Annotated in this window: 21 protein-coding genes and 1 tRNA gene; 17 read left to right on the top strand and 5 right to left on the bottom strand. The window is 57.4% G+C overall.

Annotated features, from left to right (window positions below):
• The first annotated feature begins 11 nt into the window (after positions 1-11).
• From HMPREF2847_RS00260 to HMPREF2847_RS00230, 7 genes are all read left to right on the top strand, one after another.
• Positions 12-236 carry a DUF3107 domain-containing protein gene (locus tag HMPREF2847_RS00260; protein WP_070851115.1) on the top strand — a complete coding sequence of 75 codons (225 nt, stop codon included), beginning with the start codon at positions 12-14 and terminating at the stop codon, positions 234-236.
• Positions 236-1,144: a DUF3152 domain-containing protein gene (locus tag HMPREF2847_RS00255; RefSeq protein ID WP_038627952.1), complete on the top strand. Its 909-nt coding sequence runs from the start codon at positions 236-238 to the stop codon at positions 1,142-1,144. Before HMPREF2847_RS00260 ends, HMPREF2847_RS00255 begins: the two co-directional genes overlap by 1 nt.
• A gap of 9 nt (positions 1,145-1,153) precedes the next feature.
• Positions 1,154-2,005 (top strand): TIGR02569 family protein, encoded by an 852-nt coding sequence (locus tag HMPREF2847_RS00250; RefSeq protein ID WP_070851113.1) that lies wholly within the window; start codon positions 1,154-1,156, stop codon positions 2,003-2,005.
• Between the two features lie 102 nt (positions 2,006-2,107).
• Positions 2,108-5,458, top strand: a complete 3,351-nt coding sequence (locus tag HMPREF2847_RS00245; RefSeq protein ID WP_246821877.1) for an ATP-dependent helicase — start codon at positions 2,108-2,110, stop codon at positions 5,456-5,458.
• A gap of 2 nt (positions 5,459-5,460) precedes the next feature.
• Positions 5,461-8,955: an ATP-dependent helicase gene (locus tag HMPREF2847_RS00240; protein WP_070851109.1), complete on the top strand. Its 3,495-nt coding sequence runs from the start codon at positions 5,461-5,463 to the stop codon at positions 8,953-8,955.
• A 114-nt stretch (positions 8,956-9,069) separates the two neighbouring features.
• The gene (locus tag HMPREF2847_RS00235; RefSeq protein WP_049182182.1) at positions 9,070-10,137 is read left to right on the top strand and encodes a potassium channel family protein; all 1,068 of its coding nucleotides are present in this window, start codon (positions 9,070-9,072) and stop codon (positions 10,135-10,137) included.
• Positions 10,138-10,256: 119 nt separating this feature from the next.
• Positions 10,257-12,326, top strand: coding sequence for an ATP-dependent DNA helicase UvrD2 (locus tag HMPREF2847_RS00230; RefSeq protein WP_070851220.1), 2,070 nt, complete (start codon positions 10,257-10,259; stop codon positions 12,324-12,326).
• 26 nt (positions 12,327-12,352) lie between these two features.
• Here the strand turns inward: HMPREF2847_RS00230 and HMPREF2847_RS00225 are convergent, their stop codons facing one another.
• Positions 12,353-13,288, bottom strand: a complete 936-nt coding sequence (locus HMPREF2847_RS00225) for a TOMM precursor leader peptide-binding protein (protein WP_242458713.1) — start codon at positions 13,286-13,288, stop codon at positions 12,353-12,355.
• Between the two features lie 68 nt (positions 13,289-13,356).
• Between HMPREF2847_RS00225 and HMPREF2847_RS00220 the strand changes: the two genes are divergently transcribed.
• The gene (locus HMPREF2847_RS00220) at positions 13,357-13,887 is read left to right on the top strand and encodes a YgjP-like metallopeptidase domain-containing protein (RefSeq protein WP_016422236.1); all 531 of its coding nucleotides are present in this window, start codon (positions 13,357-13,359) and stop codon (positions 13,885-13,887) included.
• A 4-nt stretch (positions 13,888-13,891) separates the two neighbouring features.
• On the opposite strand, the gene HMPREF2847_RS00215 is transcribed toward HMPREF2847_RS00220, so the two are convergent.
• The gene (locus tag HMPREF2847_RS00215) at positions 13,892-15,394 is read right to left on the bottom strand and encodes a zinc-dependent metalloprotease (protein WP_070601180.1); all 1,503 of its coding nucleotides are present in this window, start codon (positions 15,392-15,394) and stop codon (positions 13,892-13,894) included.
• Between the two features lie 139 nt (positions 15,395-15,533).
• On the opposite strand from HMPREF2847_RS00215, the gene HMPREF2847_RS00210 reads away from it, so the two are divergent.
• On the top strand, positions 15,534-16,607 hold the full coding sequence (locus HMPREF2847_RS00210; RefSeq protein WP_070851108.1) for a YlbL family protein: 1,074 nt from the start codon (positions 15,534-15,536) through the stop codon (positions 16,605-16,607).
• 37 nt (positions 16,608-16,644) lie between these two features.
• Here the strand turns inward: HMPREF2847_RS00210 and HMPREF2847_RS00205 are convergent, their stop codons facing one another.
• The 3 genes from HMPREF2847_RS00205 to HMPREF2847_RS00195 all read right to left on the bottom strand — a co-directional run bounded on the left by HMPREF2847_RS00205 (position 16,645) and on the right by HMPREF2847_RS00195 (position 18,983).
• Positions 16,645-18,072, bottom strand: coding sequence for an alanine/glycine:cation symporter family protein (locus HMPREF2847_RS00205; protein ID WP_070851107.1), 1,428 nt, complete (start codon positions 18,070-18,072; stop codon positions 16,645-16,647).
• Between the two features lie 69 nt (positions 18,073-18,141).
• Positions 18,142-18,567: a fluoride efflux transporter FluC gene (locus HMPREF2847_RS00200; protein ID WP_070851106.1), complete on the bottom strand. Its 426-nt coding sequence runs from the start codon at positions 18,565-18,567 to the stop codon at positions 18,142-18,144.
• Positions 18,564-18,983, bottom strand: coding sequence for a fluoride efflux transporter FluC (locus HMPREF2847_RS00195; RefSeq protein WP_246821875.1), 420 nt, complete (start codon positions 18,981-18,983; stop codon positions 18,564-18,566). The genes HMPREF2847_RS00200 and HMPREF2847_RS00195 overlap by 4 nt, the downstream gene beginning before the upstream one ends.
• A 313-nt stretch (positions 18,984-19,296) precedes the next feature.
• Between HMPREF2847_RS00195 and pgm the strand changes: the two genes are divergently transcribed.
• The 8 genes from pgm to HMPREF2847_RS00160 all read left to right on the top strand — a co-directional run.
• A complete protein-coding gene (gene pgm / locus HMPREF2847_RS00190) occupies positions 19,297-20,952 on the top strand; it encodes a phosphoglucomutase (alpha-D-glucose-1,6-bisphosphate-dependent) (protein ID WP_070601171.1) in 1,656 nt (551 codons plus the stop codon).
• A gap of 54 nt (positions 20,953-21,006) precedes the next feature.
• Positions 21,007-21,447, top strand: a complete 441-nt coding sequence (locus HMPREF2847_RS00185) for a MauE/DoxX family redox-associated membrane protein (RefSeq protein WP_070833890.1) — start codon at positions 21,007-21,009, stop codon at positions 21,445-21,447.
• 158 nt (positions 21,448-21,605) lie between these two features.
• Positions 21,606-22,337: a DsbA family protein gene (locus HMPREF2847_RS00180; RefSeq protein WP_070851104.1), complete on the top strand. Its 732-nt coding sequence runs from the start codon at positions 21,606-21,608 to the stop codon at positions 22,335-22,337.
• A 175-nt stretch (positions 22,338-22,512) separates the two neighbouring features.
• Positions 22,513-22,585: transfer RNA gene (locus tag HMPREF2847_RS00175), tRNA-Ala, on the top strand.
• Between the two features lie 181 nt (positions 22,586-22,766).
• A complete protein-coding gene (locus HMPREF2847_RS00170; RefSeq protein WP_070851102.1) occupies positions 22,767-24,017 on the top strand; it encodes a tyrosine-type recombinase/integrase in 1,251 nt (416 codons plus the stop codon).
• Positions 24,017-24,493, top strand: a complete 477-nt coding sequence (locus HMPREF2847_RS00165) for a hypothetical protein (RefSeq protein ID WP_070851101.1) — start codon at positions 24,017-24,019, stop codon at positions 24,491-24,493. The genes HMPREF2847_RS00170 and HMPREF2847_RS00165 overlap by 1 nt, the downstream gene beginning before the upstream one ends.
• Before the next feature lie 118 nt (positions 24,494-24,611).
• Positions 24,612-24,884 carry a helix-turn-helix domain-containing protein gene (locus HMPREF2847_RS11850; protein ID WP_336620226.1) on the top strand — a complete coding sequence of 91 codons (273 nt, stop codon included), beginning with the start codon at positions 24,612-24,614 and terminating at the stop codon, positions 24,882-24,884.
• A gap of 89 nt (positions 24,885-24,973) precedes the next feature.
• Positions 24,974-25,441, top strand: a 468-nt coding sequence (locus HMPREF2847_RS00160; protein WP_141765037.1) for a hypothetical protein, incomplete at its 3' end; no start/stop codon positions are given.

Raw genomic sequence — 25,441 nt, 5'->3', positions numbered from 1 at the left:
ATGATGTCACCATGGACATCACTATTGGATTTGCAGACAATACGCGTGAGCTGAGCATTGAAAACGTCGCTGGTGGCGAGGAGGTCAAGGCTGCGATCTCCCAGAAGCTGGCTGCTGGCGAAGGTGTGATTGAGATCAGTGACGGCGCTGGTCAGGAGTACCTGATTAATGCTGCCAAGGTCGCCTACGTCCGTACCGGTAATAACGCAGACCGTAAGGTTGGCTTCTTCGCCTAATGACGCAAGAACCCTTTCTCGTACGCATTGCAAGGAGTTGGGGGTGGCGAGCCTATGCCATCCCCGTACTTGTGGTGCTCACAGTCATCATTCTCTTCGACATCTTCACTGCTGAAGATGATTCTCCAGGTTCCGGCAATGGCACTGTCACCTCGCAGAGTGGTAACAGTCGCCCTGGTCCGGTGCCCGGTGAGGGGTACGGTGATGGTTACGAGGGAGGACAGTTGCCACCTGGTCCGGCCTTTGCCACGGAACCCTCGGGGAATTTTAAAGATGTCACCGTGGCGCATCCCCGTGTCGGGGAGGGGCGCCGCAATGCGATCAGGTATTCCGTGGAAATTGAAGACAACATTGATGTTCCTTCAATTGGTGGCGAGCGCGCCTTTGCGGAGACGGTGAACTCGATTCTGGCCGATCCACGTGGCTGGACAGCTAATCCAGATTTTTCTTTCGAGGCAGTGCCTCGCGATCAGGATCCGACGATTGTCGTGCAGCTTTCCGCGACTGGAACCGCACATCAGCTGTGCGGAAACACCTTGGGAATGGAGACCTCCTGTTACCTGTCTGGGCAGCGGGAAGGTGAGCCTGGGCGCGTGGTCGTCAGTATCGCCCGGTGGGTTCGAGGTGCCCTGCCTTTTGAGGGGGACCTGGGATTGTATCGCCAATACCTTATTAATCACGAGGTTGGGCACGGACTTGGGTACGCGGTTCACGAGCCCTGCCCGAGGGATGGCGGTATCGCGCCAATCATGATGCAGCAGACCCTGAGCGTGTCGAACGATGAACTGCATGAAATCGACAGCAGCGAGGTCTATCAGACCGATGGCAAGACGTGTTCTGTCAACGGCTGGCCGTATCCATTTGGGGCGGACGACGATACGGCCGCACCGACTCAGAAAGCAAGGTAGTAGCAGATTATGATTGCCACTCCTCCCGACCGTGTTTTGGAGGCCTTTGGTGCCGAGGGTGAGCCGCATCGTGCCGGGCGAGCTTGGGACAATGGCTGGGTCTACGACGATTCCATTGTCCTTTCGCCGGTACATAATTCGGCGCAGGCGCTGTGGTCTGCAAAGGTTCGCAGCGCGCTAGATGTCGATGGCGTCCGAGTAGCGAAATCCGTGCGTACCAGTGACGGCCGCTTGGTCATTGCTGGGTGGCAAGCCCGTCATTTCATTCCGGGGGGATTCGCGCCACGTGCCGATGAAACCATTGTTGCCGCTGGTCGCGTGGAAGAGTCGCTTGTCAGTATTGAACGGCCACAGTTCCTCCTTGATAAGGAGCCCGATTACTTCGTCATGTGTAATCGCGCAGCTTGGGAATCTGACCCAATCGGCATCCTCGAGCAGCTTCTCGACGCGGATAGCGTCCCCCGCGCCGATTGCGCCGAGGCTCTCACAATCTCCGGTGATCTTCTCCAGTTGCGGGCAGAGATGGTTGTGCCAACGGAGCTTCTGCAGGTCTGTCACGCAGACCTCGTCGGCACGCTGCTTTACGACGGCACGGCCGCCCCAGTTCTCACCGATATCGTGCCAGCATGGCGTGTCCGCGGTTGGACAGCTGCCTTAGCGGCAGTGGATTGTCTGTCCATGATGGGTGCTGATGAAGAGCTACTGCGACGCTTCGATCATTTGCCGGATTTCGGTCAGCTGCTCGTTCGTGCTATGTGTTATCGACTTTTTGTCCACGCTGTTAGTCCAGAATCGCAGCCGGGTGCGTATCGAGGTCTGTTCCGCGCGGCTTCGCTAGTTCGCGCATTTGTGTCTAAGTAGCGCCGGGCAGTATTCACGGGAGTTTTTGGGGCGGGGGTATTTTCCCCCAGTTTCGAATGTGTGTTCGAGTGCTTGTCCGGAGGTTGTGCCACAATGGTGCACATGAACGTAGATGGAATGCCGAAGGTTCGGTTCGTCCAGGAAGAACCTCCTCGTCGTCGGCAGTGGTTGGGTACTGCGGTAGAGGCGCTTTTCCCTTCCCATAATCAGGCGCTCGTGGTAGAGAACAAGCTTGTAGACCAGTCTGTTGTGCGCGTTTTAGGCGGCCCAGGGACTGGCAAGAGTTCGCTGCTGGCAGATCTCGCGGTGGACTACATGCAGGCGGGCATTCCGGCGGACAGTATTTTGGTGGTGTCGCAGTCAAAAGAGGCCGCCGCGGAATTGAGACGGGATATTGACAGGCGTTTTTCCTCTGAACTGGGGGAAGGCGGTTCGTTCGGGGCAGGTCAAGGTGGCATGGTGCGTGCGGTGCATTCACTTGCCTATGCAGTAGTACGTGATGCCGCCGTCAGTCGGGGAGAGCCTGAACCATCGTTGACCACAGGTGCACGACAAGATGCTGTCGTGCGGCAGCTTTTGGCCGGTCATGCGGAAGATGGTGGTGCGTATTGGCCAGAGCGGTTGCGCCCGGCTCTTCCATTAGTCGGTTTTTCCCGTGCGGTTCGTGACTTTCTGCTGCGTGCAGCTGAGCGGGGGATTGATGCCCCGAGGCTTCAGCAGCTCGGCGTGGACCATGGCATTGAGTCGTGGCGTGCGGCTGGCAAGTTTATGGCGGAGTATCAGCAAACCATGCGGTTGGCGTGGGAGCCCAGCTTGAACGCAGCAGAGATTGTCTCTGCGGCATTGATGGAGCTGGATACAGACGCGCAAGCACTGGCTCGGTGGGGAAAGTCGGTAGTGCTGGTCGATGATGCTGAACACCTATCCCCGGAGGCTGCGCGTCTTGTGGATCGGTTTGTGTCGCAGGCGGCGGTGGCCGTCATTACTGGTGATGAAGATCAATCGGTATTTCACTTCCGCGGTGCTAATAATGACTATCTCCGGGGGATTGGTGAGGCCGAGTACAAGGCAATCCACTTGCAGCAGTCTTACCGCTGTAACGCTGATATCGCAGATTTAGTCAACGCAGTTTCTCAGCGCTTGCCTAAGGCTCCTGCATACCGTGGCATTGTTGGTTCAGTTGGAACACAAGAAGCTAGTGAATCCGACGTTGGAAACAACAGCGAGACCGTCGCAGCGGAAAACTCGTACGCAGCTAAAAGTGCAGTAAAAATAGCTATTCATCCCTCTGAACGTGCACAGCGAGCCACAGCCGCGGACTACTTCCGGCGCCTTCATATTGACGAGGGGGTGGCATGGAAGGATATGGCGGTCATTGTCCGGTCCGGTGCAGGGGAGTCCTCTCTGTTCCGTGCATTGTCGCGTGCGGGGGTGCCTGTGCAGATTGACCCAACGGACATCGTGCTAAGTCATCAGCGATTGGTGCGAGCGCTGATGGTGGCGTTGCGGGCAACTATGAACCAGCTCGATGACGTGGAGTGGGACGAGTTCCTCTCCGGCCCACTGGTCAACATGGATCCGATTGTCAAAGAGCGTCTGCTGCGCGGAATCCGAAAGGCCGACCTGTTCGGCGGGGCCGCGATGACTCAGCTCATCGGAATCTTGAAAGCAGATGGACTCACAACAGAGCAGCTGGAGCTTATTGAGTCTCTGTCGCAGCGTGAACGTCAGGCGCTGCAGGTGCCGCTGGATCTATTGAGCGCAGCGCGTGAAGCGTTGCGTGATGGTGTGGAAGCAACTTTGTGGGCAATTTGGCAGTCCACTGGTTTGGCAGACCATCTGGTGGCGGCATCGTTGCGCGGCGGTACAGCTGGAGCATCGGCTGACCGCGACCTGGATGCTGTGATGGCACTGTTCGACTTTGCTGGTGACCGTGTGGAGCTGAATCCAAAGCTGACGGTTGACGGTTTTATCGCTTCTGTGGAAGAACAGGAGCTGCCCATCGGCGCACGTGACCGTAGCGGGGTAGAGCGCGACGCCGTGCGCATTCTCTCAGCGCATGCGGCTCTGGGCAGGCAGTGGAAGGCAGTAGCAGTTGTCGGAGTACAGGAAGGCCAGTGGCCCAGCCTCGGTGTGACTGGCTCGGTGATGAAGCAGAACGAGTTCATCGGTCTCGTCGACCACGGGATTGCACCGCGGGAGTACATCAATTCCATGGCGGATGCGCTAGCGGAGGAGCGTCGTTTGCTGCACGTCGCGGTATCACGGGCTAGCGACAGGGTGCTGCTGACCGCAGTCGATTCTCCTGATGATGTTGGAGTTCCCAGTCCGTTTGTTATCGAGCTCGTTGAAAAGCTCGGTAATTCGGCGACGGAGTTGGCGAAGCAGTCAGAAGCCTCTTCGGCTGCGAACGGAGTCGGGGCTACGGCTAATGAAGCAGACACCGGCAATCCGGATGTTGCAGAGGCAGAAGATTCCAAATGGGCCGGTGAAGGCCTGCCACGGGTGCTCTCTGTGGAGTCACTGCTGGCAGAACTGCGTACAGCCGTTGTAGACGATGCGGAGACTGAGACGCGGCGTCGACAAGCTGCACGTCAACTCGCGCGATTGGCGCAGGTTGAGGTTGCTGGCGCACATCCAGACACCTGGTGGGGGCTCCGTGCACCGTCGACCTCGAAGCCGGTAAATGACAAGAAGCCGATGAGAATCAACCCTTCCAAGGTGGAAGCAGCCCTGAGTTGCCCGCTGAAGGCCATGCTGGATAAATCAGCACCGACATCGGCCATGTATTTAGGCTCTCTACTTCATCAGGCGGTAGAAGCCGTAGCCAAGGGAGTGACTGTGCCTGAGGCGCAGTCCGAAATCCGGCGTGTGTTTGGTGACCTGTCCGATGATCCGGAGTGGCGTAAGCGTACTGAGGAAGACATCTGGTTGACAGCGCTGGAGGATTGGCAGCGGTGGATTGAGACTAAGAAAGATATCGGGACCGAGGTTCCGGTAAAAGTCACCATCAACGATGACATCGTGATTGTCGGACGAATCGACCGATTGATTGAAGACGCTGATGGCGCAGTTCAAATCGTCGATATTAAAACCGGTAAGACAGCGCCCTCCGGTAAAGAAGTAGAAGGACACGCACAGCTAGCTACATATCAGCTGGCGTTGTCGAAGGGGAAGCTCGTTGAAAGCGGAGCTGGGCTTGCTGTGGACAACGGCGAAGGCATTGAACAATCAGGGGCGTACCTGGTATTTCCGCGAAAGTCACACAATAAGACCATTATCACTAGCCGAGAACAGTCAAAGCTCACGGAAGACAAGTTGGCTGACTGGGAGCGTCGTGTGGAGCAGGTAGCACGTGCGACGTCTGGCCCGCGTGCCTTGGCGCTCGCTGGTGATCATTGCAAGTTCTGCACGCTTTCGAAGGCGTGCCCGGCAGCAGAAGGGAATCGGTAGTCATGTCGGAGGAACGAACCATCATTGATCCCGTCACCCTGTCGGAGATGATGGGCCAGGACTTTCCGCCCACACCGCAACAAGCGGCGGTAATCGGTGCACCGATGGAACCAATGCTTGTTGTCGCCGGTGCCGGTGCTGGTAAAACAGCGACAATGGCTTCCCGTGTCGTGTGGTTGGTCGCCAATGGCTTTATCCGCCCAGAAGAAGTTCTAGGTTTGACCTTCACCAGGAAGGCAGCGCGCGAGCTCGGCGTCCGTATCCGACAACAGCTCAATGCGCTTGCTTCCTCTGCCGCATTTCGTGCACAGGCTTCACCAGAGGTACTAGCAAGCCTCGAGGTCATTGCCCCAACCACGCTTACTTACGATGCCTATGCCTCTGAAGTCGTGAGCAATTATGGTCTTTTGCTGCCGACGGAGCCGGGGGTCACCATTATGGATGGCGCGACGCAGTGGCAGTTGGCTTGGGAAACCGCTCGTAATGTGAAGGAAATTGATGTCGATATTGCACCATCGACGCTGACCAGTCGCATTATTGAGCTGGGGGCGAACATCGACTCAAACCTTTCTTCACCGCAGGCGATTCGCGAGGAAACCGAAGCATTCATCAGCAATATTGAGCAAACCCCGCAGAAGGGTAAACGCGAGGGGCTAATTGGCGATCTACAGGGCATCGTCGATAAGCAGCGAGAGAGATTAGAGATTTTGCCGCTGGTAGAACAGGTTCGAGCTCGGTGCAATGAAGAAAATGTCGCCACCTTCGGTATGCAGATGGCTCGTGCGGCCCTACTAGCCACCGACTTCGCGGAAGTCGGAGAGGAGGAGCGGCGTCGCTTTAAGATCATCATGCTCGACGAGTACCAGGACACGTCGCACACACAGCGGCTGTTCCTGCGTGCGCTGTTCTCCGGTGGTTGTGTCACCGCTGTCGGCGATCCGATGCAGGCAATTTATGGCTGGCGAGGAGCAACTGCCGAAAACCTTGTCCAGTTTGTCAATGATTTTCCGCGGTCGGATGGGCAGCCAGCGGAGAAAAAGCAACTGACCATTTCTTGGCGAAATCCGCAGTCAGTGTTGCAGCTTGCTAACGCAGTCTCCGACCGTGCTTTCGCGGGGCAGGCTCGTACGGTAGAGGCACTGGATGCCGGTCCAAAAGCAGGTCAGGGTGAAGTGCAGCTTGCTTTCACCGCAACCGGTGAGGAAGAAGTTGCATACATCGCAGATTGCATGGAGGCGCAATTACGCGAATGTGAAGCAGCTGGCAACAAGCTCGATGCCGCCATCCTGGTTCGGACAAATGCTGAATCGGCTGTCTATTTAGATGCACTGTCTGAGCGGGGTGTGCCTGCAATCATTGTGGGACTCGCTGGATTGCTGCATTTGCCCGAGGTCATGGATATCACCTCGGTGATGAAGATATTGGTCGACCCCAGTTCAGACCAGGATGCTCTGCGTCTGCTGCTCAGCCCACAGTTCAATTTGGGTGCCGCAGACGTGGAGGCACTTCGCACTCGTGTAGACCAGCTGGCAATGGCAGGCAAGGACGAGTTGGCTCGAAAGAAGGGCAACGTCGAAGAGACTTCAGACTCCTCACCGCTTTCCCAGCTCGCTCGCCAGTATGACAAGCTCGTGGAAGATGCCGAAGCAGCATCGTCCGCGGTGGGGCTGGGGCACGCCATCGCCGACCCGGATATTCGTTTTTACGACGGCACCCCGCTGGCGCGCGGCAGTGTGGAAAAAAATGGGCGGTTGGTCTGCAGCGAGTCACTGAACTACACAGATGAAGCAATGGCGCGCATCGCACAGTTGGGTGCAAGCCTACGAAAACTACGTCGGTTCTCGCTGAATAAGCCTCTGCCGGAACTGGTCGAGGACATCGCTACTGAGTTTGGAATTCGCGTAGAAGCAGCGGCTGGACAGTACGGTTCCGCTACCGCGATAACCAGGCCGACGACTGCGCATCTGGATAGGTTTGTCGATATCGCTGCGACGTATTCGCAAAATATCTCGGACGATGTGACAGGGTTTTTGAACTATCTGGAATTCGCTGTTGAACACGATGATGGTTTGGAACGGGCACCTATGAACATGCCGGAAAACTGCGTCCAAATCATGACTATGCACAAGTCAAAGGGCTTGGAGTGGGAAACGGTTGCTGTTCCGGGCATCACCACCAGCAAATTCGACAAAGTTGATTTGTCATCGTGGCTCACCAATTCAGTTCAACTTCCTCCTGGTGCAATTACCCAAGTGGATCCGTTAACGGCTAGTGCAGAAACAACAGAGGATGCAACACAGCTTGCAGCAGGCGATTGGGCTCCTGTCGCTGATTCTGTCGATAGCAATGCCCCCGAACTGGACATATCAGGCGCAGATAACCAGACCGACCTCAACAAGGTGATCAAAGCCTACAAGGAAGAGCTGCGAGAAGTGGAGAGGGAAGAAAAGCAGCGCCTCTTCTACGTTGCCATGACTCGCTCTGCAAAAAAGCTCATTGTTACTGCAAGCAGGCGGCCTAATCCGAGCTTGAAGAATCCCACTGACGTGTCGGCAGACTTCGCAGCCATCGCTACGCAATTCAGTGACTATGTGGTGTCGTGGACAGATGGGGAGGACCCTGAGGTAGAGGACACCGAAGTCGATTTGGACTGCGACACTGCGGTTGATGGGGTGGTCTGGCCCGTCGATACCCTGGGGGACCGCCGAGATAGTGTGCAGCGAGCAGCCGAAAGCGTCATGCGCTACATGGGCGAGAACCAAGATGAGCGCCCCATTGCAGGTGACCTGTCTGAGGTATGGGAAATGGAAACGACCATTCTCGTGGATGAAATCCTTCGGGCTAAGGCCGCGGAGATCCATCTGCCAATGCCGACAAGCATGTCCACAAGCGAATACCAAGCCATGATTGCGGATCCGGTCGCGTTTGCTCGTCGGAAAGCACGCCCGGTGCCGTTTAAGCCAAACCGATTCGCACGCCGAGGTACGGCATTCCACGCTTGGTTGGAGAATCGCTTCGGTGCACACAGCCTGCTGGACGATGAGGATCTCTTCGGGGATCAACTGGATGACTTCCTCGGCACAGAACAAGTCGCGTCCGAACGCGAACTTGAGAAGTTGAAGGCGAATTTCGAGGCATCCGAGTGGGCTGACCGCACGCCAGTGCATGTGGAAGTGCCGTTTGAAATTGCCATTGGGCAACGGCGGGTCGTCGGCCGAATCGACGCGGTGTTTAAGGACAACGGGAAGTGGAGCGTCATTGACTGGAAGACAGGCCAGATGCCGCGCGGAAAGGAAAGGGAAGTAGCGGCGCTACAGCTGGCGATTTACCGCTTGGCGTGGTCGGATAGGCTGCGTGAGATGGGAGTGGAAACGGCCCCCGAAGACATTGAAGCCGGGTTCTTCTATGTTTCGGCAGGACGAACGCTAATACCAGATGAAGCGCTACTGCCAAGCAGGATAGAGTTGGACAGGAAAATGCGCGAGCTGATTGGATAATCATCTACGTATGTAACTGCCGCGTGGCCGTGGCCAGTTATCCAGGTGAAAGCTGCAGTTTGTATGCGCTATTTTTCACCGGGAGGAGTTTTATGAAAGGCAGGCGAGGAGCGGTTGCGTAATCCAATTCGGAAATCTTCGGGATACGAAACCGGGCTCAATGATCTTCCCGGGCATGCACTGCTGGGAGTCATTGGTCTGCCTGAGTCCGCGCCGAAGAATCCTTGGCGGCTAATCATACGTCGTTTGAACTACGCCGTGTTTTTGCTGCTGATTGCATCCGTCGTGGTCTACTACGACCACGACGGATACACGGAGCCTCTCACCTTCATCGATGCTGTGTATTACTCGGCTGTCAGCCTGTCGACGACGGGCTACGGTGACATCACGCCGGTGACTCAGAGGGCTCGATTACTCAATATTTTGATCATTACGCCACTGCGTGTGGCCTTCCTTGCTCTCTTGGTCGGTACTACTCTGACCGTTTTGACCCAAGAGTCTCGGAAAACCCTGCAAATTCAGCGCTGGAGGAGACAGTTGCGCAACCACACCGTCGTTATCGGATACGGCACCAAGGGTCGTTCTGCCATTGCAGCTCTTCTCGCGGACGGCGTAGATCCGGCAGAAATCGTTGTCATTGATACGGACAAGGAAGCACTCGACCACGCTTCGAATCAAGGCTTGGCGACGGTGCATGGGTCGGCTACTAAATCTGATGTGCTGAAGTTAGCTGGTATTCAGCGTGCCCGCTCTATAGTCGTTGCACCGAACAAAGATGACACAGCGGTGCTGGTCACGTTGTCTGTCCGCGAGTTGGCACCGGGTGCCTCAATTGTGGCTTCAGTGCGTGAATCAGAAAACCGCCACTTGTTGACGCAGTCAGGTGCGGACCAAGTGGTCATTTCTTCTGAAACCGCCGGCCGAATGCTGGGGCTGGCCACAGTGACTCCTTCGGTGGTGGAGATGATGGAAGACCTCCTGAGCCCGGATGAAGGATTCTCTGTTGCAGAGAGGCTCGTCACCGAAGAGGAAATCGGTGCCAGCCCACGGCACCTCGCGGATATTGCACTCGGTGTGGTGCGCTCGGGTGAGCTGTACCGAATTGATTCACCAGAGTGTGAATCGGTGGAGCCAGGCGACCGGCTGCTGTACGTCCGCCGTGTCTACAGCAATGACGAATAGCACTCGACAAGTTTAAAAATGGGGTCTAACAACTTTTGACTTACTCAGAGGCGGATGTGAACGAGCCGGAATATCTAGCTGGGCTGGATCCAGATCAGCTCGAGGCAGCCACGGCTCCGATGGGGCCGGTGTGCATTCTTGCCGGAGCCGGTACAGGTAAGACCCGAACAATTACTCATCGCATCAAGTACCTCATTGACCAGGGGTTTGTGCAGCCGCAAAAGGTATTAGCGGTGACATTTACCTCGCGTGCCGCAGGGGAGATGCGCGACCGCCTGGCAAAGATGGGAACGCCTGGAGTCCAGGCGCGCACTTTCCACTCGGCATCACTTCGCCAGCTGCGCTACTTCTGGCCCCAAGTCGCCGGTGATATGCCCTGGCAGCTGTTGGATGACAAGAAATTCCGTGTTGTCGCCCAAGCAGTACGTCGAGTGGGCTTGGACATCTCTAAGGAAACAATCCGAGATGTCATGGGCGAGATTGAGTGGGCTAAGGCCACTCTGGCCGGTGCGGATCAGTACCAAGCCGCGCTGCGGGAGCATGGGCGCACGGCGCCTCTGTCTGCGGAGAAAATTGTCGATTGCTATCGCGCTTACGAGGACATAAAAACCACCCCTGACGGGCTATTGCTCGACTTCGACGACCTACTCATTCACACCGCCGGTGCGATGGAGAATTCCCGTGCAGTGGCGGAGGAATTCCGCAACCAGTATCGGTGCTTCGTCGTCGATGAGTACCAGGATGTCACCCCGTTACAGCAGCGAGTTCTCAACGCCTGGCTGGGAGACCGTGACAACCTGACAGTTGTCGGGGACGCCAACCAGACGATTTACTCTTTCACAGGCGCGACTCCGCAATACCTGATGAACTTCTCTCGGGACTACCCGGAAGCCACAGTGGTCCGCCTGCAGCGGGACTACCGATCGACCCCACAGGTCGTCGAGCTGGCCAACAATGTCATCGGCCGTGCGCAGGGACGTATCGCCGGCTCGCGGCTGAAGCTGATTGGGCAGCGTGAAGACGGCCCGGAGCCGACTTTCAATCAGTACGACGATGAGCCGATGGAAGCTCGCGCGACCGCGCGCAGCATCAAGCGACTTATCGACGCGGGTACGCCGGCATCGGAGATTGCCGTTTTGTACCGGATTAACGCACAGTCCGCAGTTTTTGAGCAGGCTTTGTCCGAGGTAGGAGTCGCCTACCAGGTTCGTGGCGGGGACGGTTTCTACCAGCGTCCCGAGATTCGCGATGCCATCGCAGCACTTGTGCGAGTTTCCCGTTCCTCACGGACTGTTCCGACATTGCAGGGCACGAATCTGTTGGATTTGGTCAAGCAGGTTTTCGCGGGTCTTGGCATGACTGACCAAGAGCCGGAAGGCACTGGTGCCAGGGAACGTTGGCAGTCACTGCGCGCCCTATTCGACCTGTGTAAGGACATCGTTCATGCCAACATCGAGGTCAATATCCAGGCGCTCCTCGGTCAATTGCACACTCGGCAGCAGGCCAAGCATCCGCCGACGCTGGATGGCGTGACGTTGGCTAGCCTGCATGCAGCCAAGGGGCTGGAGTGGGATGCGGTGTTCCTTGTTGGGCTTACCGACGGTTCGCTGCCTATCCAACATTCGCTGAATAAATTCGACCGATCTCCTGCACAGGGAGAGGAAGCCATCGAGGAAGAGCGCCGTCTGTTCTATGTCGGCATTACTCGAGCCCGTGAACATCTGGAGCTATCTTGGTCATTGTCGAGGACAGAAGGCGGCCGCAGGTCACGTCGCCGCACACGATTCCTCGATGAACTCGACATTGATGTCTCTGACTACTCGGCGGAGGCACAGCGAAGCTCAAGGAGCTCTAGTTCCCGTGGTAAGCGTCAGCAGTCCAAACAGTGCAAGGGCTGCACTAAGCCATTGCACACCGATGCGGAGCGGATCTCAGGGCGCTGTGAAGAGTGCCCGGTCAGTGCGGATCCTGCGCTACTGGAAGCATTGCGTGCATGGCGCCTGGAAATGTCGAGAGAAATGACTGTCCCCGCATTCGTGATCTTCTCCGATGCGACCCTTCTGGCCATCGGTGAGCAGCAACCGACTACGCCGGAGGAACTTCTGCAGATTCCCGGAATTGGAGAAGCGAAGCTCAATCATTTCGGCGAAGGCATCTTGGGAATCGTCAATTCTTTTGTGAATTCCTAGTCAGATTCTGCTCAAGGCACTTCGAATTACATGAACTGCATCTGCGAGTTGCCATGACCACACACTGGGCACTGCGGGTGGGGAGCAACCGTAGTGCGGGTGATATCGAGGCTTTCCAGATCTATGCGCACCTCTGTCGCACATAGATCTGAGAGGTCCGGTCGCCGCAGCTGTCCAACCAACAGCGGCACCGCTGTGTTCAGCCATTCCGGTGCGGTTACGGGCGTAAAAGTGCGAAGCTGCAGCGCAATCAGTGCCCGGACGGGGTCGCGGTCTCGTCGATAAGCTTCGAAACACATCGAGCAGGGCCCTTGACCTGGCTGAACAAGCGGCCCAAGAATCAGTGCTCCATCGCGGAAATGCGTGTGCAGATGCTCAATTCCACGATGAAACAGAGCGCGAACCAAGGGCATGCTCGGTACTTCCATGCCCGTGACCACCGCGAGCCCGATGTCTTCCGGCGTGGATTGAGATATCTTCAGCGTCGCATTGCGAGTAGGCGACATTGCCGTCGTCCAACTACCACAACCCGTGCGACGAAGCTCTTTTAAAAGTCCAGTGCGCAAACTGTCCCGACCGATCAGTGTAATCCTCCGCCGTGTCGGTGGTTTTTGGACCAGTGCGGCTCGGTGAAGGTCGGAGATAAGTGCGGTAATGAACTGCGGTGACAGTTTGTCGTGACTGTCAGCAAAGGCCTCGCTTAAGGTGCTACCTCTATGAGCTGCAAGAAGTGCCGAGAAGACAGGCCCCGGCGGGGTGCCGTCGGAAAGCGGCAGAATCATGCTGCGCTCCGGTTCCACGCCGAACTGAATCCGCGCGCCTGGGCGCATGACAATCGGTATCTCCGGCCGCAGCGCGTAGTCCGTGGTAGGCGCGGCAAGCGTTTGTGCTGCGGGTGCGTCCGAACCTATTACGCCAGCCGTACCATCCCGCCCCCGAGACGTATCCCTGTATTCCCCCATAAAAATATCTTTTACCCCGGGGCCAGCTTTTACGCAATCGCAGCGCAGAGCATATACGCTTAAAAAGCATGAGCACCAAGCGACCTGAGTACGGCCCGGATGTTGAGGTTCGGCGCTCGAAGCGCCGCCGCCGTACTGTGTCCGCCCGCGCGGAGGGAAACCGGATCATTGTCATGGTTCCGGACGACCTCAGCGCCGCTGCGGAAAAACAGCAGGTCAATGAAATTGTGGCGCGAGTGCGGAAGAAAGTTGGCAGCAACCTGGATAATTCCGAGCTGGAGCGCCGCGCGCGGCTGCTCTCGCGTACGGTGCTGGAAGATCGCCCGCGGTTTGAGTCAATCAAATGGGTCAAGAACATGTCGCGCAGGTGGGCATCGGTCACCGGCGGCGTCGATAGTCCGGGGCGTATTCGCATTTCGCACAGGCTTGCCGACGTCCCGGGGTACGTCCTCGACGATGTCATTGTGCACGAACTGGTGCACACTTTCGTCGACGGGGGTCATACCGAAGAGTTCTGGTATTGGGCGGCAAAAGCCCCGTACCACGAACGGGCACGGGGCTATTTAGAGGCGTATCAGCGCTGGGGAACCCAGAGCTAACTAGCTACTTATCGTCATCGGTGTCGCCAGAATTGTCCTCGTCGGTGTCACTGTCCTTGCCCTCAGCCGCGCGTTTTTCGGCTTCTTTGCGCAGCTGCTCTTCAAGCTCTGCGATCGGGTCGAAGTCATCGTTGTCCGAGCCACCAAGAACCGAGTCAATAAAGGCCGCGGGTTCATCCAAATCTTCTGCTACGGGCAGGAAGTCCGGGTGATCCCAGACCTTGTCACGTCGCTCGATGCCCACAGCGGTGGTCAGGCGGTGCCACAAGTTGGTTGCCTCACGCACCTTGGGGGAGCCGAGGTCAATGCCGGTGGCCTTCTCCAGCGCCTGCTCAGCACCTTCGGTGGCGCGGCGACGACGCCAGGCTTCATCCAATTGTGCGGCACCCGGTAGACGCTCACCGAGGGCATCGGTGACAACCATGTCCACCCACCCTTCGACCAGTGCTAGCAGCGTCTGGAAACGAGTACGAGCATTCTCGTTACGAGAACGAATCTTCGGGCTCAGATCCATATTTTGCAGCTGACTCATAGCCTCCTGCATACGCTGCGGATCCTGCATGTTCTCAATATCCAGACCGCGGGCGGCCTCTTCAATCGCGGAGTAGTCGATGACGATGCCAGCGGCGTACTCCTCGACAGAGGAAATCATGCGTTCAGCCAGCCATGGCACGCGGTCGTAAAGACGTTGGTGCGCAGCTTCGCGGGCAGTGGCGTAAATAAACAGATCGCGCGCTGGAACCTCGAGTTCCTCTGCGAGAGCAACGAGATGCGTTGGCAGCAGTACCGCCGCACCAGTGGTGTGTAGCGGCAGCCCGAGGTCAGAACCAGTCAGGCTCGTCTGTGCCAATTCAGCCAGCGCATTCCCTAGCTGAGTACCGAAACTCATCGAGTTCATCTGGCGCATGATGCCCAGCATCGGGCCCATCATCTCGCGAGCTTCTTCTGGAACGCCCTCGAGGGAGGCATCACTCATGCGGCTGGCGACGGGATCGACAAGGCGAGTCCATGTCGACTTGGTGTTCTCCAACCACTGCAGGCTATTCCACGCTTCTACGCGGTTGACACCAGCGGGAAGGGAGGTGACGTCATCTAGCCACAGTTCGGCCAGGCGCAAGGAATCAGTCAGCGCCTCGCGGGCCGAGTCCTTCACCGGAGCAGGGTTACCAAGACGGGTCCGCGCAACGCGCTCGGCCGCGTCGTAGTTGACAGGGCCAGAGTTAGACTCCTGGAATCGCTGCCCCATGCCGGAGAACATCTCGCCGAACTGGTTGAGAATATCGCCCAAGTTCGGCTGTTCTCCTTTGCCAGAGGCGCCGCTGCCGGGCTGCCCGGGGCCGCCGAAACCGAAGCCACCGGCGCCGCCCATGCCGCCGAAGGGAAACCCGAAGAAACCGAAAGGACCGCCCTGGCCGCCCTGACCGCCCTGGCCGGAGTCATTGTTGCCAGCGTCGTCACGATCGTCATCATTGTCGTTCGGACCAAAGCCAAATCCGTTAGAACTCATGCTCCCACCGTACCGGGCAATGACCCGCGTGAGTACTTAAAAGCACCACTTTATTGGCAACTTCGCGCCCAGCGAACAGACACGGACAAGATTCATCAGGTGTCCAGTAGGCAGATAGCGAGAATGTAGGGTGTTATTTGTGAATCGTCGTACCCAAACTCTTGTTGCGGGCGCTGTGCCCATCGCCGCGTTGGCAACTGTGCTTTCGCTGCCAACGCTGACAGTGCCCTATGCCGCGCAGGGGCCTGGCCCGGTCTTCGACGTCCTCAGCGATGTCGAGGGAAAGAGCATTATCTCAGTCAGCGGCAGTGCTGCGGACTCCGAACGCTCTAAGGGCACGCTGGATATGACAACCGTCGCAGTCAGGCATAACCTGACATTGCCGCAGGTCATTGGCCTGTGGTTCGATCGTGACAACGATATCGTCCCCATTGAGGCGGTATTCCCTCCGGGCCAGAGCCAGGACGAGGTGGAAGAGGAGAACAAGGCTGCATTCACCGAGTCGGAGGCCAACGCCACCTCCGCTGCACTGGCACATCTCGGGTTGCCGATGGAAGTCACCGTCGCCTACACAGTGCCGGATAGTCCCGTCGATGGGCGACTGCATGAAGACGATGTGATTCTCGCAGTGGATGGGGTGGCAGTAAGCAAGCCCGAGCAAGTCAAGGCGATTATTGCCGGACGCAACCCGGGCGATACTGTCACGTTGAGGGTCAAGCCTGCGACCGTCGATAAGCAGAAGGCTGCTAAGGGCGAGGACTCTGCCCCCGAGAAAGCCATTGATATTTCTGTGACACTGGCGGAAAACCCGCATCAAAAGAATGCCGCGCTGCTCGGCGTTGGGATGGGGGCGCAATCCGCGGACGACACCAAAGTTGAGTACCAGCTCAGCGGCATTGGAGGTCCGTCGGCGGGTCTCATGATGACGCTTGGAGTGATTGACAAGCTGAGTCCAGGCGATCTGACCGAGGGGCAGCACCTCGCTGGCACTGGCACTATTGACGCTGCCGGCAACGTGGGCGAAATCGGTGGCATTACACACAAAATCTCGGCTGCCCGAGATGAGGGCGCCGAGATGTTCTTCGTGCCGGAAGGCAATTGTGCAGAAGCTGTGACTGCCGACCGAGGCGATATGAAGTTGGTAAAGGTCTCTGTGCTTGACGACGCGCTTGCGGCAATCGAAAAGCCGGAGACCGCGCAGACCTGCTCGTAGTTTTGCCGTAGCCCTTACGGGCAGCAGGTAGTTTCAGTTAGTTCTTGCTGAAAGCCTCGAAGTCTTGCTGAGACTGCCACTTGTCGATTTCCGCAGCCGTTGCGCGAAGTTGAGGGTCAAATTCGAGGTATGCCTTTGTCTCACGCGCGATGAGCCCGGACAGGACAATCAGACCGATGAGGTTCGGCAGCGCCATCAGGCCGTTGAGGGCCGAGGCGACGGACCAGACGGTTTCCAGCTGAGTTACCGCGCCGACGAAGACCACGCAGGTGAAGACTGCACGGTAGAGGCCGGTGCCGCGGCGACCGACCAGGGACTCGAAGGCGCGCTCACCGTAGTAGGACCAGCCCAGCATGGTGGAGAATGCGAAGAAGACAACCGACAGCGTGACGATGGTGCCACCCCAGTGGCCCGGCAGACCGCGGGAGAATGCCTCAGCGGTCAGAGCACCAATGTCGACGTTGCCATCCTGCCAAACACCGGTGCTGATGATAACCAGGCCGGTGAAGGACACGACGATGATGGTGTCAATGAAGGTCTGAGTCATGGAGACCAAACCCTGACGAACTGGGTGAGTCGTCGATGCGGCGGCAGCGGCGATAGCCCCGGAACCCAGGCCCGACTCGTTGGAGAACAGACCGCGGGCAACACCCATCTGCAGGGCGAGAATGAGCGTGGAGCCTGCGAACCCACCAACGGCCGCGGTGCCGGTGAAAGCATCGGTGAAGATGAGCTTGAAGGTTTCGGGCAGCGCCGAGACATTGGCGACGAGCACCCACACGGCCGCACCGATGTAGAGCACAATCATCATCGGCACAAAGCTGGCGGTGATGCGGCCAATCGACTTAATGCCACCCATTAGAGCTGCACCTACCAGGATGAACATAATCATGCCGGAGAGCGTCGGATCGATGTCGAAGCTGTTTTCCAGGTTCGAGGCCACGGCATTGCCCTGGGTCAGGTTGCCGATACCAAACGCCGCCAGCGCAGCGAAGACGGCGAAGAGAATGCCCAACGTCTTACCAAAACCATTCGGGATGGCCTTGCGCAGGTAGTACTGTGGACCGCCGGACTGTTCGCCAGCTGCATCGGTCTGGCGGTACTTTACGCCCAGGAATGCCTCGGAGTACTTCGATGCCATACCTAGCAGGCCGGTTACCCACATCCAGAACAGCGCACCGGGTCCACCTAAGCCAATTGCGGTAGCGACACCGACAATGTTGCCGACACCGACAGTTGCCGCGAGAGCCGTCGCCAGCGCCTGGTAGTTGGTGATATCTCCCTCGGCGTCGTCGTCGTTACGGTCGATGAGTCCGAGGCGCAGTGCCGGGCCGAGTTTGACCAGGTGAATTGCGCCCAGGCGAATGGTCAAGATGATTCCGGTGCCGATCAGCGCGGGGATGAGGAGGTACGGACTCCAAATAAAACTATCCGCCGCTGAGGCAAAATCGCTGAAGCTTTCCATGCTGTGGAACTTTACTGGTAGAAAGCCTAAACCCGATCATTAAATTCTCAGAAAATGATTATTGTGCTACTAATTCGCCACAAGTGGGGGTAAACGCATTCCGGCGAAAGCAAAAATCATTCCGCCAATCAGTGTGAGAGCAACATACCCACATGCCCTCCAAAAGTGTTGGTTTTTAAGGCGTGTGATCTCTCCGGCGAGTGTGGACCACGTCGACAGGCCGCCGGCGAAACCAATCATTACCGTCGCATAGGCTAGGGCAGGTGTCATGCCATTGCTTATCGACGTTCCTCGCGACCACACCACAGCAGCGACACCGGCGACGAAGCAGGCAATCATATTCGCGGTCCACGTTCCGGGCAGTTTGGAATCAGCCCACTTCACCGCAAGCTCGGCCAGCGCATAGCGCAGCGCTCCACCTACCGCGGCGCCAACTGCGATAGCGAGGATGGCAGAGAGCGCCGAGGGAAAAGAACTGAGGAGATCGCCGGTCATTCCGCGACCTCCCGTGAGCACTTGGTGCCCAGCCAGTAGGCGAGAGGGCAGCACAGCAGGTGAATAAGTCCAACGCTCACAATCAGCACGACTGACGTGTCCGCCTGCGCCAACAAAAGAATGACAAATGCGGAGAAAGTGGTGAAACCGCCACAAAAGCCAGTACCGCAGAAAACGGAAAGCCGAGGATTAGTAAACGCGATACTGCTGACCAGACCGAAGAGAAAGCAGCCCAACAAGTTGACGACAGTGATCGAAACTGCGCTAATTCCCGAACTCACAATCGCATCGATTGCCGCTCCGAGCAGAAAGCGACTTACTGCGCCAATAGCGGCGCCGCCGGCCACGGACAGAGCCATGAGAACCTGCGCTCGTCCTGCTGATGGCAGTTTCGCAGCGACAGATTCCTCATTCACGGTGAAAACGCTAGCACATTCCTCATTCACGGTGAAAACGCTAGCACAGTGGTTAAAAGGGGAGGTAGGCGCCGACAATTCGGGATCTTTCACGAAAAGGTGTTCCCGTCGGCGCGCGACAATCTACCTACTGCACCCTATTGCAGGGGCGAGTTTGCCTTACCGAGTGGTTCTTGCCATGCGCGCTGTCCCTAAAACGGGGACACTGGAGAGGAGGAAGCGCATCTCAGTTCGGTTTCCCCATTCCGGCCGGCTGGTCGGCGGTGAAATCGGTGGTTGCGCAGTTCGCCGATTCAGCAGGAGGATACCCACAATGGCTCATGAGCGCGCCGGGCAATTGGCCCAGCCATCCGACCTTATCGATGTCGCGGAACTGGTCACTGCCTACTACACGAAGCACCCGGACCCGAATAACCCCGACCAGAAGGTCGTCTTCGGTACTTCCGGTCACCGCGGTTCCTCCCTCGACGGCGCTTTCAACGAAGACCACATTCACGCCACTACTCAGGCCATCGTGGATTACCGCAAGGGCCAGGGCATTGAAGGGCCACTGTACGTCGGCCGCGATACCCACGGCCTGTCCGAGCCGGCAATGATTTCCGCCCTCGAGGTGCTCACGGCCAACGGCATTACCGTGATGGTTGACGCTCAGGATCGCTACACGCCGACCCCGGCCGTCAGTCACGCGATTCTGACGTATAACCGCGACGTGGAGGGCGGTCCGTCGGGTAGTAGCTCCGCGCGTGCCGACGGCATCGTGATTACCCCTTCCCACAATCCGCCACGGGATGGTGGTTTTAAGTACAACCCGCCGACCGGTGGTCCGGCGGATGCAGATGCAACGGACTGGATTGCAGCTCGTGCCAATGAATACCTGGCTAAGGGCCTGGATGGGGTTAAGCGCCAGCTGGTGGATAAGGCAGGAGATCTCGTCGTAAAGCACGACTACCTCAATGCGTACGTGTCGGACCTGCCAAATGTTGTCAACCTCGACGCGATTCGTGATGCCGGCGTGCGTATCGGCGCCGACCCAATGGGTGGTGCGTCGGTGGATTACTGGGGCGCAATTGGCGATGCGCATAACCTAAACCTGACTGTGGTCAATCCGCTGGTTGATGCGACCTGGCGTTTTATGACGCTGGATACAGACGGCAAGATTCGTATGGACTGTTCCTCGCCGAATGCGATGGCGTCCCTGATTGGTAACCGCGATAAGTTCGACATCTCCACCGGTAATGACGCGGACTCGGACCGCCACGGAATTGTGACACCGGACGCGGGTCTGATGAACCCGAACCACTACCTGGCCGTTGCCATTGACTACCTCTTCGCACACCGTCCGGGCTGGTCGCAGGAGACCGCGGTCGGTAAGACGTTGGTGTCTTCGTCGATGATCGACCGCGTCGTTGCCAATTTGGGCCGCAAGCTCGTGGAAGTTCCAGTCGGCTTCAAGTGGTTCGTCCCGGGTCTGCTCGGCGGCACCATCGGTTTCGGTGGTGAAGAATCCGCTGGTGCATCGTTCCTGCGTCACGACGGTACTGTGTGGTCTACCGACAAGGACGGCATCATCCTGGACCTCCTGGCCAGCGAGATCAAGGCCGTGACCGAGAAGACTCCATCGCAACTCTACGCAGAGCTCGCCGATAAGTACGGTGCCCCGGCTTACGCCCGCACCGATGCGGACGCAACCCGTGAGCAGAAAGCAATCCTGAAGAAGCTCTCACCGGAGCAGGTCAAGGCCGACACCCTGGCAGGGGAGACCATCACAGCCAAACTGACCGAAGCGCCGGGCAACGGCGCTGCGATTGGTGGCCTCAAGGTGGTTACGGAAAACGCATGGTTCGCGGCGCGTCCGTCGGGCACTGAAGATAAGTACAAGATCTACGCGGAGTCTTTCAAGGGCGCGGATCACCTGGCACAGGTTCAGGCTGAGGCACAGGACGTGGTCTCGGCGGTTCTGAACGGGTAAACGGTATCCGTTGGGCTAGCTGTAAACAGTTAGCCTGTACTAATATTTCTATGCATGAAGAATTTCGTAGGCGTGGTGGCACGATTCGGCCTGGCTGCAGTTTGGTTGTACTCGGGTCTAATCAAACTGCTGAACCCGCTGGAATCGCGTCAGGCAGTGCAAGCTTATGAGCTGCTGCCGAGTGATTTGGTGCCGATGGTAGCGGTTGCGCTGCCCGCCTTCGAAGTCATCCTCGGACTCTTACTGGTATTGGGGCTTTTCCTGCGTCCGGTAGCAGTGCTGTCGGGGTTGCTCCTACTGGCGTTCATCGGCGGCATTATCTCGGCGTGGGCGCGCGGCCTGCAAATTGACTGCGGTTGTTTTGGTGGCGGTGGCTACGACGAGAACGCTGGCCCCGCTACGTATCTGACGGAAATCGCCCGAGATATAGGTTTTCTGGCCTTGGCTGTATTTGTGTACGTATGGCCGTGGAAGAAGTTTGCCATCTACGCCTAGCCCGCTGGCTAGAGGTTGAAGTCTGAGGGAAGGGACAGGGGGGCTGGGGTCAAGGCGATGGGCCTAGTGATGGGGCTAGTGATGGGACCTAGTAACCATTTCCGTTTTCTCAGGCGCAATTGTGTCATTGGCAAGAAAACACCGCTATCGTAAGCGGTGTGAGTCAGAAGATTAAGAATCCAAATGAAAAGGGCAGTGGCTTCGTCGTCGGCCTGATTGCTCTTCTTGCTGTCGTTGCAGTTGTTATTGGTGGCGTTATCTACATCGGCCGGTCGCAGCCGATTGAGGGGCTGCCAGATGAGGACGTCGACTTCTCTGTCGCACTCGACGGCGATGTCATCCGACTAAGCAAGGACGGCGCCGAAGGGGCTAAAACAGCCACGATTTTTGAGGACTTCTCGTGCCACTACTGTGCTCAGATGAGCGAAGAGGGCCACGATGATGAGCTCAAGGCACTAAACGACGGCAAGCTAGTCGCTGAATACCGCACGCTGAACTTCCTGGATGGTGAGGAGAAGGAGCAGCGTGACGGTCACTCCACTCGCGTCTACGCGACTGCCCGCAAGATTGCTGAGACCGGGGATGCTCGCGCATATTGGAACTTCCGCACAATGGTGATGGCTGACCAGCAGAACTCCGTCACGTGGAGCAATGACGAGCTGGCTGACCGCCTGGAGCAGCTCGGTGTCGCCGACGAAATTGTCAGCGAAGTCCGCTCCGGCATCGACACCACCGAGGCCAAGGCAAGCGCGAATGCCAACTTCGATGACCTTGAGAAGCGCTTGGGCAAGGTTTCCTCGCCGCACGTCTTTGTCGATGGCAAGGATATTCTGGAGAACATTTCCGGTGATGGCGGACTGGGGCAGTGGGTCAAGGTGGCCCTGCGCTAGGTTCCGTGCACGCTCACACGATTCATCTTCAGTTCATGTTCGGCAGATCCGCTCTGGAGCACTCGGCGAATGCGTAAAAGAGTGTTCTACATGCGGATTTGGTGATACATGACAGTGCCATGTAGCCTTTGAGGAGTCCACAGCGGAGGGTGAAAGCCACTTCGATGTTGATTCTGGGGCTATGGCGCAGCTGGTAGCGCACCACACTGGCAGTGTGGGGGTCACGGGTTCGAGTCCCGTTAGCTCCACAAGTAGAAAATTCCCTCGGTCGTTTGACCGGGGGTTTTCTTGTATCTGCCCTGATAGTAGCGCGTTTTTGGGTTTCTGTAGAACGCCAGGTGTGGGCACGGGTAGGCTTTGAAGTGGCACAAATTTGGCACGTTTCAGAAAAATTTGGCACGAATTTGGCACGAAAGGCGGCGGGGCGGCATGACATTCGGCAATATTCGTAAGCTCAATTCTGGCAGGTACCAAGCGCGCTACAGGTACGCGGGAGCCAACTTCAAGGCACCCGGGACTTTTAAGACTCGGGGGCTGGCACAGGGCTGGCTAAATGCGGAAGAGAAGTTAATCACCTTTGGCGAATGGACACCGCCAGAGCGTCGCGCGGCGGAAAAGGAGCTAGAGAAGCAGCGCCACGCCCTCACAGTCAAAGCTTGGCTAGAGCAGTATCACGACGGCCTTACAGTCCGCGCGTCCACGCTGCAGACTTATCGGCGTACCGTCCGCAACCGCATTACTGACCCCCGGCCACCCGGCGACAAAGACCCGGACGTTACACGGCTTGCTGATATTCCCCTTGTGAAACTAACCAAAGCTGACATTTATTCGTGGTGGGCCGGTATCACCCGTGCTTATGACACCCCGGAAACTAACCACAAGGCATATGTGCGGCTTAACGCGGCGTGTGATGAAGCGGTGCGGCGTGAGTTGATAGACCGTAACCCGGTAGAGATAGCGGCGGCTAGGCGGCGTGTAGAGCGGGAATTGCCGTATCTGCCAAAGACGGAAGAGCTACACGCGGTAGTGGACGCAATGAAGCCGTCGTACAAGCTGTTGACCGTGCTGTGCTTGTTCCACGGGTTGCGTCTCGGGGAGGCAATCGCCCTGGAGATAGACGACGTTATTTCCGATACCCCCATGCCGTATGCCCCTCGGTACTCGATTCGGGTTAGACAGAATGCCCAACGGATTACACCGGACGGGGGTAGCACGCACATGTTGCTTCAAAAGCCTAAGAGCCAGGCGGGTAACAGGGAGGTTCCTTTTATGCCGTCAATGGTGCCGGTGCTGTGGGAACACATGGCTAACCACCTTGCTACCGCCCCTGTATCAGTGAACCTTGCTGCAGACCTCGGGGGAGGTACCCGCCCGGCGCGGCTGTTGACCACAACCGATAAGGGGGCGATGTTGATGGATACGTCCTACAGGTCGGTACTAGACCGCACCACTAAGCGGGCGGGCGTGTCTGAGCGGATTAAACCGCACTCGGGGCGGCGCTGGTTGGTAACCCGGCTAGCGGAAAAGGGAGCGCACGTAAAAGAGATTGCCAAGATTCTGGGAGACAACGATCTTGACACAATCATGAAGATTTACATGCAGGTGCGTGCTGAACGGACAACGGAGCTTATGGACGTTGTAGACGCAAGTATTAGCCCCACCCATAAGGCAGGAGAGTAATGGGTAGCAACGATGGAAAATGCTGGCACGTGTATGTACGCGACGATAGAGAAGAGCTAAAGCGGCGGCACATTGCGGGCTGTATTCACTTTGCCCCTAGTCGCAAATGGGTGTGGGCAGATTCGATTAAAGAAGTGAAGTCTGAAGCGCTCGGGAAACGTGTTGCCCGTGAAGGCAAGAACACGCTGGACACCACGGAGGCAGTGAAGAAGCACGATTATCTGGAGCAGGGTAACGCGTACCGCGACGATGAGGCGCTAAAAATCGTGGGGCAAATGGATATGGCCTTTATGGTGCAGATTCCTGGGGCGGGGAGATACCGGGCTGACCTTGTGGCGCAGACGCTTGAACGGCTTATAAACAACGATGTAGACCGCGCGGTGATTCGCGAAACGGCGAAGCCTCCACAGGGGAGTTTAGAGGTTGACGCGTCTCAGTTGCAGAGGGCTATTGCGGCGTACTCGCAGGCTCAATAGGGCTGTTGTGCTAACCTGTGGACAGGGAGATTCAAATACCCCTCCGATGGCAGAGCGGTGACGCACTGCTCGGCAATGGCATTTGCCGTTGACGCTCATTCCGCAACTTAGATTCCGTATGGAGTGTGAGTTGCGCTTTTGCGTGCCCAAAATGGGCGCAGAAAGAGCGACGGCAATGTCGAATCCTGTAACCCACTCAAAGCCATGTACCCGCCCGGCCACCGTAAAACAGGCGGCGGAACACTGGGGAGTATCCACCAAAACTATCCGGCGCATGATTAACGCCGGAACAATCACCGGTTACAAACTCACCCCGCGTACCTTGCGCGTGAACCTCGATGAACTGGATTCCCTTGCTCAATCCCAGAGCACGGATTTCGGGGGGTTCTAACCGTGGACACAAAGAAAAACCCCGCGCCGGGCGAACGCAGGGAAATTCAAAACAACTGTTACCCATATCGTAACCAAGTACGGCGCAGCATGCCTAGCGCGTGGGAAACACTCGCTGTAGACGCACTAGCCCTACTCGTATCCTCCACCGCTGAGATGGTGCAGTATGCCACCGCCCGACGCGGCGTAACGGCCACTGATTTCCCGCGTCTGTATCGCCCGGCGTACCTCGTATTGCTGGAATGCGCTGAGGAACACATCAACACGGGTAGCGCCTCGGAACGTGTGGATATGGTGCAGTTTGGTCAACGCCTGCAGGAAAAGCAGCACAGCACAGGCACGCGGGTATGGCGGCGCATTAGCAACAGCAACGGCTACAGTGCCCACCCGCTGGGTATGGCAGAGCTGGGGCTGATTAACAACGCGCTTGCACAGCTGACTAGCCAAGCAGCTTTCCAGCGTCTACAGGCAGCGCAGGCAGCGATTCAGCAGTGTTTGGATACCGCAACGCTAACCGGCGCTTACCGCGCAATGGAACATCTGCAGAAAGCCCAAGAC

This window comes from Corynebacterium sp. HMSC074C03, assembly GCF_001838285.1.
Taxonomy (GTDB): domain Bacteria; phylum Actinomycetota; class Actinomycetes; order Mycobacteriales; family Mycobacteriaceae; genus Corynebacterium; species Corynebacterium amycolatum.
This window is presented reverse-complemented; position numbering and strand designations above follow the sequence as displayed.